This window comes from Vibrio sp. 10N.286.49.C3 (assembly GCF_041469545.1).
Taxonomy (GTDB): Bacteria; Pseudomonadota; Gammaproteobacteria; order Enterobacterales; family Vibrionaceae; genus Vibrio; species Vibrio tasmaniensis_A.
In genome coordinates, this window is the sequence record NZ_JBFRKT010000027.1 from 25,153 (window position 1) to 40,166 (window position 15,014).

General features: G+C 44.8%; 12 protein-coding genes. 8 read left to right on the forward strand and 4 right to left on the reverse strand.

The features are described 5' to 3' along the window. The first annotated feature begins 103 nt into the window (after positions 1-103). Complete coding sequence (hldE, locus tag AB4180_RS12270) at positions 104-1,534, forward strand: bifunctional D-glycero-beta-D-manno-heptose-7-phosphate kinase/D-glycero-beta-D-manno-heptose 1-phosphate adenylyltransferase HldE (RefSeq protein WP_065680187.1); 1,431 nt, start codon at positions 104-106, stop codon at positions 1,532-1,534. A gap of 156 nt (positions 1,535-1,690) precedes the next feature. Here the strand turns inward: hldE and tolC are convergent, their stop codons facing one another. After that, complete coding sequence (gene tolC / locus AB4180_RS12275) at positions 1,691-3,016, reverse strand: outer membrane channel protein TolC (RefSeq protein ID WP_012603195.1); 1,326 nt, start codon at positions 3,014-3,016, stop codon at positions 1,691-1,693. 226 nt (positions 3,017-3,242) lie between these two features. Between tolC and nudF the strand changes: the two genes are divergently transcribed. The 6 genes from nudF to parC all read left to right on the forward strand — a co-directional run bounded on the left by nudF (position 3,243) and on the right by parC (position 10,188). Next, entirely contained in the window at positions 3,243-3,872 is a 630-nt protein-coding gene (gene nudF / locus AB4180_RS12280; protein ID WP_012603196.1) for an ADP-ribose diphosphatase, read from the forward strand. Between the two features lie 4 nt (positions 3,873-3,876). After that, complete coding sequence (locus AB4180_RS12285) at positions 3,877-4,317, forward strand: DUF1249 family protein (protein ID WP_009848962.1); 441 nt, start codon at positions 3,877-3,879, stop codon at positions 4,315-4,317. A gap of 59 nt (positions 4,318-4,376) precedes the next feature. After that, positions 4,377-5,201 (forward strand): 3',5'-cyclic-AMP phosphodiesterase, encoded by an 825-nt coding sequence (gene cpdA, locus AB4180_RS12290; RefSeq protein ID WP_102250312.1) that lies wholly within the window; start codon positions 4,377-4,379, stop codon positions 5,199-5,201. Then, positions 5,201-5,806, forward strand: coding sequence for an esterase YqiA (gene yqiA / locus AB4180_RS12295; RefSeq protein ID WP_012603197.1), 606 nt, complete (start codon positions 5,201-5,203; stop codon positions 5,804-5,806). Before cpdA ends, yqiA begins: the two co-directional genes overlap by 1 nt. A gap of 239 nt (positions 5,807-6,045) precedes the next feature. After that, positions 6,046-7,926: a DNA topoisomerase IV subunit B gene (gene parE / locus AB4180_RS12300; protein WP_012603198.1), complete on the forward strand. Its 1,881-nt coding sequence runs from the start codon at positions 6,046-6,048 to the stop codon at positions 7,924-7,926. 3 nt (positions 7,927-7,929) lie between these two features. Further along, positions 7,930-10,188 (forward strand): DNA topoisomerase IV subunit A, encoded by a 2,259-nt coding sequence (gene parC, locus AB4180_RS12305; protein ID WP_012603199.1) that lies wholly within the window; start codon positions 7,930-7,932, stop codon positions 10,186-10,188. 137 nt (positions 10,189-10,325) lie between these two features. Here the strand turns inward: parC and degS are convergent, their stop codons facing one another. The 3 genes from degS to zapG form a co-directional block, all read right to left on the reverse strand. Next, positions 10,326-11,390 carry an outer membrane-stress sensor serine endopeptidase DegS gene (degS, locus tag AB4180_RS12310; RefSeq protein ID WP_029225535.1) on the reverse strand — a complete coding sequence of 355 codons (1,065 nt, stop codon included), beginning with the start codon at positions 11,388-11,390 and terminating at the stop codon, positions 10,326-10,328. A gap of 158 nt (positions 11,391-11,548) precedes the next feature. Continuing rightward, entirely contained in the window at positions 11,549-12,904 is a 1,356-nt protein-coding gene (locus AB4180_RS12315) for a DegQ family serine endoprotease (RefSeq protein ID WP_029225534.1), read from the reverse strand. Between the two features lie 126 nt (positions 12,905-13,030). Continuing rightward, a complete protein-coding gene (gene zapG / locus AB4180_RS12320; RefSeq protein ID WP_009848969.1) occupies positions 13,031-13,486 on the reverse strand; it encodes a Z-ring associated protein ZapG in 456 nt (151 codons plus the stop codon). A gap of 219 nt (positions 13,487-13,705) precedes the next feature. On the opposite strand from zapG, the gene zapE reads away from it, so the two are divergent. After that, positions 13,706-14,809 carry a cell division protein ZapE gene (gene zapE / locus AB4180_RS12325; RefSeq protein ID WP_102250313.1) on the forward strand — a complete coding sequence of 368 codons (1,104 nt, stop codon included), beginning with the start codon at positions 13,706-13,708 and terminating at the stop codon, positions 14,807-14,809. The last annotated feature ends 205 nt before the right edge of the window (positions 14,810-15,014 follow it).

Below are 15,014 nucleotides of genomic sequence, written 5' to 3' on the forward strand. Positions count from 1 at the left end.
ACTAGAGTATCTATCGAGTTAGGCTTTCACTCATTTTTCTATGGTTTAGCCACTGTAATCAGTGTGCTAGACTCTAGCCAGATTCGATTTTTGGAGATCCACAATGAAACCAATTCTACCTGACTACAGCCAATCAGGCGTTCTTGTTGTCGGTGATGTAATGCTTGACCGTTACTGGTATGGCCCTACTGGCCGTATTTCACCAGAAGCACCTGTGCCCGTTGTTAAAGTAGAAAATAACGAAGAGCGTCCTGGTGGTGCTGCCAACGTAGCAATGAATATTGCCTCGCTTGGTGGTCATGCTCATATCGTTGGTTTAACTGGAAAAGATGAGCCTGCTGAGGTGTTGAAAAATACCTTGGGTGCATTAAAGGTTAAGTGTGATTTTGTTGAGTTAGAAGATTACCCGACCATCACAAAGTTGCGTGTCATGAGCCGTGGACAGCAGTTAATCCGTCTTGATTTTGAAGACAAATTTGAGAACACGGATCCTGAACTTGTTTTATCTCGCATGGAGCAAGCTCTTCCTAATGTACGCTCGGTAATCTTATCTGACTATGCGAAAGGTGCTTTGGAGCATGTGCAGAGCTTTATTCAAAAAGCGCGCGCAGCGAACGTTCCGGTGTTTATTGATCCTAAAGGTGCAGATTTTGAACGCTACCGTGGGGCGACATTACTTACGCCAAACATGGCGGAGTTTGAGCTGGTTGCCGGTAAGGTTAAGTCTGAAGATGAAATGATCGAAAAAGGGCTAGCGTTAATCGAAGAGTTTGATTTTGAAGCCTTGCTAGTGACTCGCAGTGAGCATGGCATGACATTGCTCCGCAAAGGCGTAGAACCATTCCACTTACCGACCCAAGCGAAAGAAGTGTATGACGTTACTGGTGCTGGTGATACGGTTATTTCAGTATTAGCAGCTTCAGTTGCTGCAGGTAAGCCACTTGATGAGGCGTGTGCATTAGCAAATGCTGCAGCTGGCGTGGTAGTCGGCAAGCTAGGTACATCGACGTTGTCTACGATTGAGTTAGCGGAAGCGATTCATGGTAGCCAAGATACTGACTACGGTGTGATCTCTGAAGCTGCCCTAGTTGAAGCGGTGAAACGTGCTCGTGCGAAAGGCGAGAAAGTCGTTATGACTAATGGCTGCTTTGATATCCTGCATGCGGGACATGTCTCTTACATGAACCATGCTGCTGAGTTAGGTGATCGTTTGATCGTTGCTGTGAATACGGATGAATCAGTGAAACGCTTAAAAGGTCCAGGTCGTCCTGTGAACCCAACTGATCGTCGTATGGCGGTACTAGCTGGTTTAGGTGCGGTTGATTGGGTTGTTCCGTTTTCTGAAGATACACCGCAACGTTTGATCTCTGAAGTTCTTCCAAGCATTCTTGTGAAAGGTGGTGATTACAAACCTGAAGAGATTGCTGGTGGTGCGGAAGTGATTGCGGCTGGCGGTGAAGTTAAAGTACTTAACTTTGAAGATGGTTGCTCTACGACTGAAATCATTAAAGCGATTAAAGGTGGTCGAGGCTAACTCTTAGTCTTCTAGCTTTCTCGTCTCAAGGCTTAACCTTTGGGTTAGGCTGAGAATTAGCTTTCAATAGATAATAAAAATGCCGCTCATTGAGCGGCATTTTTGTAACGGTAATCTAGTCACTTTATTAAATACTCTGGTTAGAGGATTTAAGCATTACTTACTTGCGACTTTTAGACCTGCGTTTACATCAACAATGTCTTGTTCGCTTAGCGTGCCAACAGCTTGACGAAGCTGAAGTACACTTAGGATGTAGTTGTAACGAGCATCTGAAAGGTTCTTGTTGGCATCGTATAGACGACGAGTTGAATCTAGTACGTCAACGATAGTACGAGTACCTACATCAAAACCTGCTTCTGTAGCTTCTAGAGCCGACTGAGCAGAAACAACAGACTGTTCGTAAGCGCGTAGCGCACCAATTGAAGCACTGATGTTGTTGTTGAATGCACGAACGTCTTTCACAACGCTACGGTAAGTCGCCTCTAGGTCTTCACTTGCTGCAACATAGTTGTATTCAGCCTGTTTAGTCAAAGAAGTTGTGTTACCACCTGTGTATAGAGGCACAACTAAATTTAAGCCGACGTTTAGGTTATCTTGATCGTAGTCTTGAGAGCTTTTTGACTGATCTGCAATAGAGTAGTTACCGTCTAAGGTTAGGCTAGGTAGGTGGCCAGAACTTGCTAGTGTGATGTTATCTTTAGCGATGTCTTGATCAATACGTGATGCCAATAGCTTCAGGTTTTTCTCTTGTGCTTGCTCAACCAGTGCAACAGCAGATTCAGACGATTTGCTTGCTGAGAAGCGGTCTGTATCTAAGATGTTTAGGTTAGAGTGCTCTTGACCTGTGATTTCACGTAGGCCTTCGTAGTTATTAATCAGTGTGTTCTCTGCTAAAACTTCGTCTGCCAATACGCCATCGTACTGAGCTTGCGCATCATGCACATCGGTGATTGCTGAAAGGCCAACTTCAAAGCGCTGCTTAGTTTGTTCCAGTTGACGAGCAACTGCGGCTTTTTCTGCACGAACAAACTCTAGGCTATCTTGAGCACGAAGTACTTCGAAGTATGCGGTCGCAACACGAAGGATCAGATCTTGTTGCTCTGCTGCATAAGCAGAATCAGCTTGGCGAGCTGTTTTCTCTGCAGTATCTAGCGTGATCCAAGAAGAGCGTTTGTACAGCTCTTGTGTGAAGCCAACGCCAACACCCCATTGATTATTGTCAATATTTGACGTACCACTTGAGTCATTGTCGCGTTCACCGCGATTGATATCGTAGTTCGCGTTCAGGTTGATTTGCGGTAGTAAAGAGCTACGGCTTGACGTTACTGCTTCAAAAGCGGCATCGCGCTTCGCTGCTGAACGAAGAAGTTGTGGATCGTTCTGTTTTGCTTGGTCGTAAACCTCAGCTAGCGTATCAGCGAAAGCTGACGAACTCAGGCTGCCAATTGCTGCACTGATAAATAGTGGAAGCAGTTTTTTCATTTTCCTATTCCTGCCTTTAATGGAATTTTCTTTAAAAGAGTTTAACCCAGTTTGGTGGTAATTTACTCGAAACTTTGCACTTTTTTACAGTTAACTGTCCACTTGTGCAATATTTATTTTTTAAAACTTAACTTTAATTATAAGTTTTATACTAAAAGTTGAACCTTATCCTTGGTAGTTAACTCGGACAATGAGTAAACTATAAGATCACTTAGTGAGGTATCAAATGCAACAGTATGACAATCAACGACATGAGTTTACTCCGCAAGATGTGGAAATAGTCTCAAAAGAGACGCTGTTTCGTGGTTTTTTCAAAATGGTTAAGTACACATTTAAACATAGACTGTTTGAGGGCGGCTGGAGCCAACCAATCGAGCGTGAGATGTTTGAGCGTGGACATGCTGCCGCGTTGTTACCTTATGATCCTATACGTGACGAAGTCGTGATCGTCGAACAGATCCGTGTCGGTGCTCTAGAGCATGAGAACCCGTGGCAATACGAAATTGTTGCGGGGATTATTGATACCGATGAATCACCACAAGATGTTGCTCGTCGTGAGGCGATGGAAGAAGCGGGAGTCGAAGTCGGATCTGTATTGCCTATTACTTCGTATTATCCTTCATCCGGCGGTTGCTCAGAAAAGCTCGACGTCTTTGTTGGTTGTGTTGACGCCACGACAGCAAAAGGGGTTCACGGATTGGATTACGAAGGTGAAGATATTCGAGTACAAGTGATGAGTCGCGAAGCCGCTTATCAGTTAGTAAAAGACGGTGTGTTTGAAAATGGCGCAACGATCATTGCGCTGCAGTGGCTACAATTAAACTACCAAGAATTACAGTCAGAGTGGATAGATTAACGTCATGCCAAATATAGCAGTCAAAAAACCGTATCATGTCGATCTGGCTGAATTGATGCGAGTTTACGAGACTAACTATGCCAAACTTAATGCTCTGTTACCGGTTGAGCATGAGGTTGGTGACGTTCGCTGTTACCAAGCCGTTAATATGGTGTATCAATTGACAGTGAATGAGGTCACAAAATACACCACATTAATAGATATATGTCAGAGTGACGCGATGCCAGTGTTTCCTTTGCCAAAAATGTCTGTCAGGCTATATCACGACGCTCGAGTTGCAGAAGTGTGCGCTAGCGGGGATTTTTCGCGAGTCAAAGCAAAATATGACTATCCCAACACAAAACTTCTGCAAAAGGATGAGAAATTTCAATTGAACAAATTTCTTGGGGAATGGTTAACGTTTTGTTTAAAAACGGGCATCAGCCGAACTCCAGTTTCTTTTTAATTGAGCCTATTTAAAAACACTTTTAAAGTCTAAACAGTAACGTATCTGGATTTGTTATTTTGGAATTATCACACACTTCAAAATTTGATGAGAGCAGTATTAAGCTTGTACAGCTAACGGACACGCATTTATTTGCGCCGAGCAATGGCAGCTTATTAAGCATCAACACTCAAGATAGCTTTCGTGCTGTAGTCGATGCCATTGTTAGTCAGGGCTTTGACTATCAAGCGATTTTAGCAACCGGTGATATTTCTCAAGATCACAGTGCTGAGTCGTACCAAAAATTTGAGTCAGGAATTCAACCTTTGGATAAACCGTGTTACTGGTTGCCAGGGAATCATGACTTCAAACCGAATATGGGCAGTGTTTTACCATCACCACAAATACAATGCGTTGAGCATGTCTTGCTAGGTAATAATTGGCAGATGGTGATGCTGGACTCGCAAGTGGTTGGTGTGCCTCACGGACGTCTCAGTGATCAACAGCTTGATCTATTAGAACAAAAGCTAACCGAATTTCCCGAACGTAATACCTTGGTTCTGCTGCACCACCATCCACTATTGGTTGGCAGTGCATGGCTGGATCAACATAATCTGAAAGATGCTGATCAATTTTGGGAAGTGGTTCAACAGCACACCAATGTGAAAGCGGTACTGTGTGGTCACGTTCATCAAGACATGAATCGAGATCATCATGGTGTACAAATCATGGCAACACCGTCGACTTGTGTGCAATTCAAACCTAACTCAGATGACTTTGCGGTTGATACTTTGTCGCCTGGTTGGAGAGAGATTGAATTGCATCAAGATGGATCAGTAAGTACGCAAGTACGCCGTTTACCTCATGGACAATTCTTACCTGATTTTGAAGCGGCAGGTTATTGATGTTTGATTCTGAACAGCAAGCCGCTAAGCCGCCACTGCTTCTCTATATTCACGGTTTTAACAGTTCATCACGTTCTCACAAAGCAACGGTGATGGCTGACTATTGCGCGGAGCATCGTCCTGATATCAAGGTGATGACACCTCAACTGCCGAGTTTTCCTCAGCAAGCGGCCATTTATTTGCAGCAATTGGTGGAGCAATATAAAGAGCAATATCAGATAGCGTTGGTAGGTAGTTCTTTGGGTGGCTATCTTTCAACATGGCTGAATACTCACTATGGCTTTAAAGCTGTGGTTGTGAACCCAGCTGTTAAGCCGTATGAGCTTCTTGTTGACTATTTAGGTGAACAAGTAAATCCATATACAGAAGAGCGATATGTTCTGGAAACAAAACATATCAATGAACTGAAGGCGTTAGAGGTTCCGGCTATCGCTCAGCCGAGTGACTTCTGGTTACTTCAGCAAACGGAAGACGAAGTTCTGGATTACCGACAAGCGGTAGAGAAGTACCAAGGTGCAGTACAGACAGTAGAAGAGGGGGGGGATCATAGCTTTGTTAATTTTGAACGCTACCCCCAACAAATCATCACCTTTCTAAATCTTTAATCTGTTTCAGCAATCAAGTAATTTTCTCTTGTTTGACTGTTATTTCATCTATCAGTGGTGAAATATCATAGTTTGATGCCTTAGTTTTTGAACTAGCTTGACATCATTACTCAGCTTCCAGACTATATTCCCCAATACTTCGCTCGTTCGCTCTACTATGACGGTTCATAGTAATGATTTCGCTTTAGTCAAACTAGAGCCAGCGAACTGACGCAAACTTTTTGAGTAAACTCCGTATTATGACTGAACAATATAATGCAAAAGACCTCGAGGTACTTGAAGGTCTCGACCCCGTGCGACATCGCCCGGGAATGTATACCGAGACAGAAAGACCAAACCACCTTGCCCAAGAAGTCATTGATAACTCGGTTGATGAAGCACTAGCGGGACACGCTAAGAAGATTAAAGTCGTGTTGCATGCTGACCAATCGTTAGAAGTGACGGATGATGGCCGTGGTATGCCGGTTGATATCCACCCTGAAAAAGGGATCTCAGGTGTTGAGCTGATTTTAACTAAGCTCCACTCTGGCGGTAAGTTCTCGAACAATAACTACAAGTTTTCAGGTGGTTTGCACGGGGTAGGTATCTCGGTGGTAAACGCGTTGTCAAAACGTGTTGAAGTGACGGTTCGCCGTGACGGTCAGGTACATGAAATTGCCCTTGAAGGTGGTCATGCCGTAACGGATCTTACTGTTACAGGTACTTGTGGTCATCGCAATACAGGTACGACGGTACATTTTTGGCCAGATCCAAAATATTTCGATAGCTCTAAATTTTCGACACTTCGTCTAATTAACAACCTACGTGCAAAAGCAGTTCTTTGCCCAGGTTTAGAAATTACCTTTGTCGACAAGGTTGGCGGTGAAGAACATAAATGGTTCTATGAAGATGGCCTAAAAGACTACCTTGCCGAAGGCGTGAAAGGTTACACCTTACTTCCTGAAGAACCGTATGTTGGCGAATTCGTAGCTGAAACAGAAATGGCAAACTGGGCGATCATTTGGCAGCCAGAAGGCGGTGATATGATCACCGAAAGTTACGTGAACTTAGTACCGACTAAACAAGGTGGTACACACGTAAACGGTCTTCGCCAAGGTCTGCTTGATGCAATGCGTGAGTTCTGTGAATTCCGCAACTTGCTACCACGTGGGGTTAAGCTAACGGGCGACGATATTTTCGATCGCTGTTCGTACGTACTCTCGGTGAAGATGCAAGATCCGCAGTTTGCTGGTCAAACAAAAGAGCGCTTGTCTTCTCGTCAAACCGCTGCGTTTGTTTCTGGTGTGGTAAAAGATGCGTTTAGCTTGTGGTTGAACGAAAAGCCACAATTGGCAGAACAGTTAGCAGAAGCTTGTATTGCGAATGCTCACCGCCGTATGCGCGCAAGCAAAAAGGTTGTGCGTAAGAAAATCGCGTCAGGCCCAGCACTGCCGGGTAAGCTAACCGACTGTTCGGTTCAAGACTTAAGCCGTACCGAAATCTTCTTCGTGGAAGGGGACTCGGCGGGTGGTTCTGCTAAACAAGCTCGTGATCGTGAGTTCCAAGCGGTGATGCCACTTCGAGGTAAGATCCTAAATACATGGGAAGTGTCAGCAGACCAAGTATTGGCTTCGCAAGAAGTGCACGACATTTCGGTGGCTCTGGGTATCGACCCGGACAACGATGATTTATCAGGCCTGCGTTACGGTAAGATCTGTATCCTTGCCGATGCGGACTCGGATGGTCTTCATATCGCGACACTGCTATGTGCATTGTTTACCCGCCATTTCCATGCATTGGTTGAAGCGGGTCATATCTATGTGGCAATGCCTCCTCTGTATCGTATCGATTGCGGTAAAGAAGTGTTCTACGCACTCGATGACGCAGAGAAAGACGGTGTGCTTGAGCGACTATCGCAGAAGAAAGCCAAGATCAACGTGCAACGATTCAAAGGTCTGGGTGAAATGAACCCACTTCAGTTGCGTGAAACCACCATGGATCCAAACACTCGTCGTCTTGTTCAATTAACGATTGATGATAACGAAGCGACCAACGAGATGATGGACATGCTGCTTGGTAAAAAACGTGCAGATGATCGCCGTACATGGCTACAGACTAACGGTGATATGGCCGAGGTATAATGGATGTCTAACGAAATTACATATGATGGCGTTGAACAGCTGCCAATGCGCAAGTTCACCGAAGATGCCTATTTAAATTACTCAATGTACGTGATCATGGATCGTGCATTACCGTATATCGGTGATGGCTTGAAGCCAGTACAGCGTCGTATTATCTACGCGATGTCTGAGCTGGGGTTATCAGCTGCATCGAAATACAAAAAATCAGCACGTACCGTTGGTGACGTATTAGGTAAGTATCACCCACACGGTGACTCTGCTTGTTACGAAGCGATGGTACTGATGGCGCAGCCGTTCTCCTACCGCTATCCATTGGTAGATGGTCAAGGTAACTGGGGTGCTCCGGACGACCCGAAATCGTTCGCTGCGATGCGTTATACCGAAGCGAAATTATCTAAGTTTGCTGAGGTTCTGCTAGGTGAACTAGGTCAAGGCACCGTTGATTGGCAACCAAACTTTGATGGCACCATGAAAGAGCCTCAAATGTTGCCTGCACGTCTGCCTCACATCTTACTTAACGGTATTACTGGTATCGCGGTAGGTATGGCGACTGACATCCCGCCTCACAATGTCCGTGAAGTGGCGAACGCAGCGATTCACTTGATTGATACGCCGAAAGCTGAACTTCCAGATGTGATGGGTTTCATTCAAGGCCCTGATTACCCGACAGAGGCTGAGATTATTTCGCCGAAGTCGGACATCGAAAAGATCTACCGTACTGGACGTGGCAGCATCAAGATGCGCGCGGTTTGGCACAAGGAAGGCTCTGATATTGTTATCACGGCTTTACCTCATCAAGTGTCAGGTGCGAAGTTACTTGAGCAAATTGCTAACCAGATGCGCGCTAAGAAGCTGCCAATGGTTGACGACTTGCGTGATGAATCGGATCACGAGAACCCAACGCGCATCGTTGTCGTTCCTCGTTCAAACCGTATCGACTGTGACCAATTGATGAGTCACCTATTCGCTTCGACGGATCTAGAGAAAAACTTCCGCGTTAACTTGAACATGATTGGTTTAGACAATCGTCCTCAAGTTAAAGGCCTAGTTCAAATTCTGAAAGAGTGGATTGAGTTCCGTCGCACGACCGTTCGCCGTCGTTTGCAGTACCGTTTAGATAAAGTACTAGCACGTTTGCACATCTTAGAAGGTTTGCTTGCTGCTTATCTTAATATCGATGAAGTGATTGAAATCATTCGTACAGAAGACGAACCATGTCCTGTATTAATGAGCCGTTTCAACATTTCTGAAATTCAAGCCAATGCGATTCTTGATATTAAACTTCGTAACTTAGCTAAGTTAGAAGAGTTTAAAATCCGAGCGGAACAAGAAGAGCTTGAAGCTGAACGCGAAAAGCTTGAAAAGCTACTCGGTTCAGAGCGTCGCTTGAATACGTTGATCAAGAAAGAAATCCAAGCCGATGCAGATAAATACGGCGATGATCGTCGTTCACCTCTGATTGAGCGTGCTGAAGCGAAAGCGCTAACAGAACGCGACTTAGTACCAAGCGAACCAATCACGGTTGTGTTGTCTGAGAAAGGTTGGATTCGTCATGCTAAAGGGCATGAAGTTGATGCTGAAGGCTTGAACTACAAATCTGGTGATAAGTTCTTAGCGAGTGCTAAGGGTAAGAGTAACCAACAAGCGGTGTTCCTTGGCAGTGATGGCCGAAGCTACTCCCTTGAATCTCATTCATTACCGTCGGCACGTAGCCAAGGCGAGCCAATTACAGGCCGCTTGAACGTCAGCCCGGGTACTTCGATTCGCCAAGTGGTGATGGGAGAGAATGAACAATTATGGTTAGTCGGTTCTGATGCTGGTTATGGCTTTGTTTGTAAGGGTAGCGATCTGCTGTCTAAGAACAAGAGCGGTAAAGCGTTAGTTAACTTGCCACAAGCTTCTGAAGTGATGTTGCCAAGCCCTATTGCAGACTTGGACAGTAACCAGATTCTGGCGATTACTAACCAAGGCCGTATGTTGTTGTTCCCTATTAAAGACCTGCCGCAGCTTAGCAAAGGTAAAGGCAACAAGATCATCAACATCCCTTCAGCTAAAGCAAAAGAGCGTGAAGAGTTTGTATCGCATCTGATGGCTATTCCAGAGAATGCAACGCTGACTATTTACGCGGGCAAACGTAAACTTGGCTTGAAACCTGCGGACCTTGAAAACTTCCGTGGTGAGCGTGGTCGTCGTGGTGGTCTGCTCCCAAGAGGTTTGCAGCGTGTGACTCGCATCGATATCGATGAACCTAGTGACGCCTAGTTTTGATTGAGTTTATCATTAGCTTTGATTGATAAAAGAAAACCCAGCTTAAGAGCTGGGTTTTTTGTATCTATACTTTTTGTCTCTGTAATTGGCGGTTTGAGTTACTCGCTATTAGCAATCAAACTAAATAAAGACTACAGGCGTGTGTCTTCGGTAATGGTGACCTTGAGTGTCTTGTTTTCACCTTTGCGCAATACACCAACATCAATGATAGTACCCGGGCGAAGGTCAGTAACAATGTCCATTACGCTCTGTCGTCCGCTAATTTGGGTGTTGTTGATGCTGATAATGATATCTTGTGCTTCAAAGCCGGCATCGGCTGCAGGACCATTCGGGTCAATGCCTAAGACAACAATACCACCGATGTTCTTAGTACCGAGCAAGCGTGATGTCACCGAATTGATGTCTTGTCCGTCGATACCAATATAACCACGAATGACACGACCATCGGCGATGATCTTCTCCATGATTTTATTAGCAAGTGAGTAGGGGATTGCAAATGAGATCCCGTAGGTTTCCATGTCGGTAGCTTGTTGGAAAGAAGCCGTGTTGATACCGACGAGCTCACCTTGTGAGTTAACCAGTGCACCACCTGAGTTACCTTCATTGATTGCAGCATCAGTCTGGATAAAGGCTTGGTGACCATCTGCACTGATCGAAGAACGACCTGTTGCAGAGATAATGCCAAAGGTTGTCGTTTGCCCTAGGTTGTATGGGTTACCGATAGCCAGCACCACGTCGCCGACATTCGCTTTGTAATTCGGGTTCAGTGGAATAACAGGTAAGTTGTCACCGCTGACTCGGAGTATCGCAATATCGGTGCGTTTGTCTGAGCCGACAAGTTGTGCGGCCGCTACTCGTCCGTCTTGAAGTGCCACGACTATTTGGTCAGCTTGAGCAACAACATGGAAGTTGGTAATGATGTAGCCTTTTTCACTAACAATCACCCCTGAACCTAATCCTTGAGTTAGTAGCTTGTTGCGATCGCTTTCTGCGTATTTACGACTATAAATATTGACCACAGCGGGTGCAGCTCGTCGCACCGCTTGGTTAAATGAGATCTGAAGAGAGCCGATATTATCGACTTGAGGGTTCGTGACGTCTGCAACAATCGCCGGCCTTAAACTAGGGAATGCGAGAAGAATAAGCGCCGCTGAAACGAGTCCAAGGGAAATAGAACGAAATAGAAAGGACAGCATGTTTCCCTCTTCAACAAGTAAGGTATGAAGCATCCGTCAATGGATGACTGACTTGATTATCAGTGAAGCATAGCATTTTGATTGATCTAAAGAAAAGGGAGACTGAGTAAGTTTAAAGCAAACTTACTGAGCCTCCCTGTAATTACGCTGACGTATGGCTATCGAATAACTAGATAGATAGTCCTATCGTCTCGCTGGATATTAAGTGCCAATACGCCAGGTTGTTTTTCAAGAATTTTTCTAAATTCAGCAAGGTTCTTAACTGGTTGGCGGTTTACCCCGATGATGATGTCATCTTTAAGAAGCTGATAAGCTTCTGCTGGCGAACCTTGAGCGACACTTGATACCTTGACGCCTGTCGCTGAATCGCTGTCGGTTGTGTTGGTGAGCTCTGCACCGGCAAGTCCTTCATGGAGCTTTTCAGCTTGTGTCTTACTATTTGTGGATTCACCAAGCGTGACGTCAAAGGTCTTATTCTTACCGTCACGAACCACGCCTAACTCGATCTGTTTACCTGCACCTAAGGTGGCTACTTTGGCTCTTAACTCACTAAAAGTATCAATACGCTTACCGTTAATGGAGACGATGACATCGCCCGCTTTCAATCCGGCTTTGTCTGCAGCACTATCGGGTACAATTTGGCTAACAAAAGCACCTTTGCTGGACTCATAACCAAGCGCTTCAGCCAATTCCGAGGTGACCTCTCCACCTTGGACACCAAGCATGCCACGTTTTACTTCACCGAAATCGAGAATCTGTTCAGTCAGGTTTGTCATCATATTGGATGGAATGGCAAAGCCGATACCGACATTGCCTCCGTTAGGTCCTAGGATGGCCGTGTTGATACCAATCAGTTCACCGTTAAGATTCACTAACGCACCTCCAGAGTTACCACTGTTAATCGCGGCATCGGTTTGAATGAAGTTTTCGAAGTTCTCTAGATTGAGACCGCTACGTCCTAACGCTGAAACGATACCGGATGTCACGGTTTGACCAAGCCCAAATGGGTTGCCGATAGCGACACTGAAATCGCCGACTCTCAATTTGTCGGAATCTGCGACTTTTATCTGGGTAAGGTTTTTGGCTGTCTCGAGTTTTAATAGCGCGATATCAGACATCTGGTCGCCGCCGATGAGCTCTGCATCGTACTCTCGACCATCATGCAGTTTTACTTTGATATCGTCGGCACCATTGATGACATGGTAATTGGTGACAATATGGCCTTTCTTCGCGTCAATGATCACACCAGAGCCTAGCCCGCGGAATGGACGCTCTCGTGTTTGTTCTGGACCAAAAAAGAATTGAAATTGTTCAGGGATTTGCTGACGTTGTACCTGTTTGCCTTCTACGGCAATACTAACCACAGCGGGGGTTACTTGTTCAAGCATAGGAGCAAGGCTTGGTAATTGTTCATTACCCACACTTAATGGAAGTGCGGCTGTAGCTTGAATGGGGGTGATGATTGAACTTAAGCTTAAAGTCAGTACTGATAAAGCAAGCAAAGGTTTTTTCATCATAAACTCCTCTCTAGTTAAGGTCTTAACCCTCTTATACGTTTAATAAGTATGAGAAGTTTCAAATGACCTGAGTGAAAGTTATGACTCAAAAACCTTTGTAAAGTTCACAGAAGTGTTAAATGTTTACGATGCTTTTGCTGTAACGACATCGGGAGCATCCATGATTTCTTTCTTCTGCTCGGTAAATAAACCGGTTGCGCCATTAGCGTAATCTTTCGGTTGTTCTTCAAGCGTCGACTCTTTAACTGAAGACTTATCTTGTGGCTTATCCGAATGAGCAGCGGCTGTTTTCACAAATGGGTTGTCTTGCTCTGGCAGGTTAGGGAGTAGCTCTGAGCTTGTTTTTTCCATGTGTTGGTAAAGCTTTGTATAGTCCTTACCTAAGGTGTCCAACATTTCTGCTGATTTCGCAAAGTGGTCAGCTAGCTCTTGTCGCTGCTGTTCCAGGGCAAACTTTGCGCTATCTAATTCTTTCTGTACGTTCTTTTGTTTTTTGTATTCAGGTGTCATGAGACGAGAAATAGCGACCCCTAAAATAACTCCGACTAGTAAACCGGCAACGGCATACATCCAAGGCATAACAGCTCCTTATTATTGTTTTTTAACATGTTTGTTACTGCTTAGTTACACGTGATACAGCTCCATGGTACTATGAGAAAGCCGCAGTATAAAGAGAAATGCGTGTGCGCTAGTTAGCAGTTTGATGCTGCATTATTCACCGCATAGCGACATGTCTCATACTGTTTGGGCTCATTTTTATTTGCTGTCTGATATCGCTTTCATTGTGGAAATGTCGTCATGAATCCCATTAAAAAATACGAACAAGATATAAAAGAACATGGATTTCAAAGAGATCCAGCACAAGAGCAAGCCGTTAAATCTTTAGATGAACTCTTTCATCAATTCCAAGATTACATGAATGCCCCTATTCCTCAACTGACTCGATTCCAGAAGTTAATGGGCAAAAAGCCAGAACTGCCACTGCCACCAAAAGGCCTCTATTTTTGGGGCGGCGTCGGGCGCGGTAAAACCTATTTAATGGATACGTTCTACGATGCCTTACCGACCACAAAAAAAATGCGCGTTCACTTTCACCGCTTTATGTATCGAGTCCATGATGAGCTAAGGGCACTAGGTAATGTTAGCGACCCGTTGCCTCTAGTCGCAGATAAGTTGAAAGAAGAAGCGGATATTATCTGTTTTGATGAATTCTTTGTTTCAGACATCACGGATGCGATGATCTTAGGAACCTTGTTCCAAGAGTTATTCGCTCGAAACGTTATCTTGGTTGCGACCTCTAATATTCCACCTGCGGATCTGTATCGTAACGGGTTACAGCGAGCGCGTTTCTTACCCGCTATTAAGCTCATTCAAGACAACTGTCATATTCTTAATGTTGATAGCGGAATTGATTATCGTCTGAGAACCTTAGAGCAGGCTGAGATCTACCATTACCCACTGGATAGCCAAGCGAACATTAACCTCGAAACATATTACGCGCAGCTTGTTGGTGAAGATAAAGAGAAGCTTAAGCAGATAGAGGTTAATCACCGTCAATTAGATGTGGTTGAAGCGAGTGATGGTGTGCTGCATGGTACTTTTGCTCAGCTTTGTCAGTCGGCTCGTAGCCAGAACGATTATATTGAGTTGTCTCGGGTTTATCACACGGTTCTATTGGCTGATGTGTTGCAAATGGGCGTGACTTCCGATGACGCTGCTAGACGCTTTATTGCGTTAGTTGATGAGTTCTATGAGCGCAATGTGAAACTGATTATTTCAGCGGAAGTGGAGCTAGAAAAACTATACACCCATGGTCAACTAGAGTTTGAGTTTAAACGTTGTCAGTCGCGTTTAATTGAAATGCAGAGCCATGAGTATTTGGCAAAAGAACACTTAAGTTAGCTTTGATTATCTCGAATAAGAAAGAGAATTAAAAAAATCGTGATTTTGTTCAAAAAGAGGTGATTTTTTCTTCGCTCTTCTCTATAATCCTGCGACCTACCGTTACTGCGGGCCTCTAGCGATGAGTAAAATCACGTTATGCCAAGAGTTTTCCAACACTCGAAGGGGTGATGAATGGTAACTCTTAGACAGTGGGAATACGCGA

Bases quoted from the DNA above. Each gene is read 5' to 3' on its own strand.
- zapG (WP_009848969.1), bottom strand. From the start codon at position 13,486: ATGCCTTGGATGTATGCCGTTGCCGGTTTACTAGTCGGAGTTATTTTA.
- nudF (WP_012603196.1), top strand. From the start codon at position 3,243: ATGCAACAGTATGACAATCAACGACATGAGTTTACTCCGCAAGATGTG.
- hldE (WP_065680187.1), top strand. From the start codon at position 104: ATGAAACCAATTCTACCTGACTACAGCCAATCAGGCGTTCTTGTTGTC.
- parC (WP_012603199.1), top strand. From the start codon at position 7,930: ATGTCTAACGAAATTACATATGATGGCGTTGAACAGCTGCCAATGCGC.
- tolC (WP_012603195.1), bottom strand. From the start codon at position 3,016: ATGAAAAAACTGCTTCCACTATTTATCAGTGCAGCAATTGGCAGCCTG.
- zapE (WP_102250313.1), top strand. From the start codon at position 13,706: ATGAATCCCATTAAAAAATACGAACAAGATATAAAAGAACATGGATTT.
- yqiA (WP_012603197.1), top strand. From the start codon at position 5,201: ATGTTTGATTCTGAACAGCAAGCCGCTAAGCCGCCACTGCTTCTCTAT.
- AB4180_RS12315 (WP_029225534.1), bottom strand. From the start codon at position 12,904: ATGAAAAAACCTTTGCTTGCTTTATCAGTACTGACTTTAAGCTTAAGT.
- degS (WP_029225535.1), bottom strand. From the start codon at position 11,390: ATGCTGTCCTTTCTATTTCGTTCTATTTCCCTTGGACTCGTTTCAGCG.
- AB4180_RS12285 (WP_009848962.1), top strand. From the start codon at position 3,877: ATGCCAAATATAGCAGTCAAAAAACCGTATCATGTCGATCTGGCTGAA.
- parE (WP_012603198.1), top strand. From the start codon at position 6,046: ATGACTGAACAATATAATGCAAAAGACCTCGAGGTACTTGAAGGTCTC.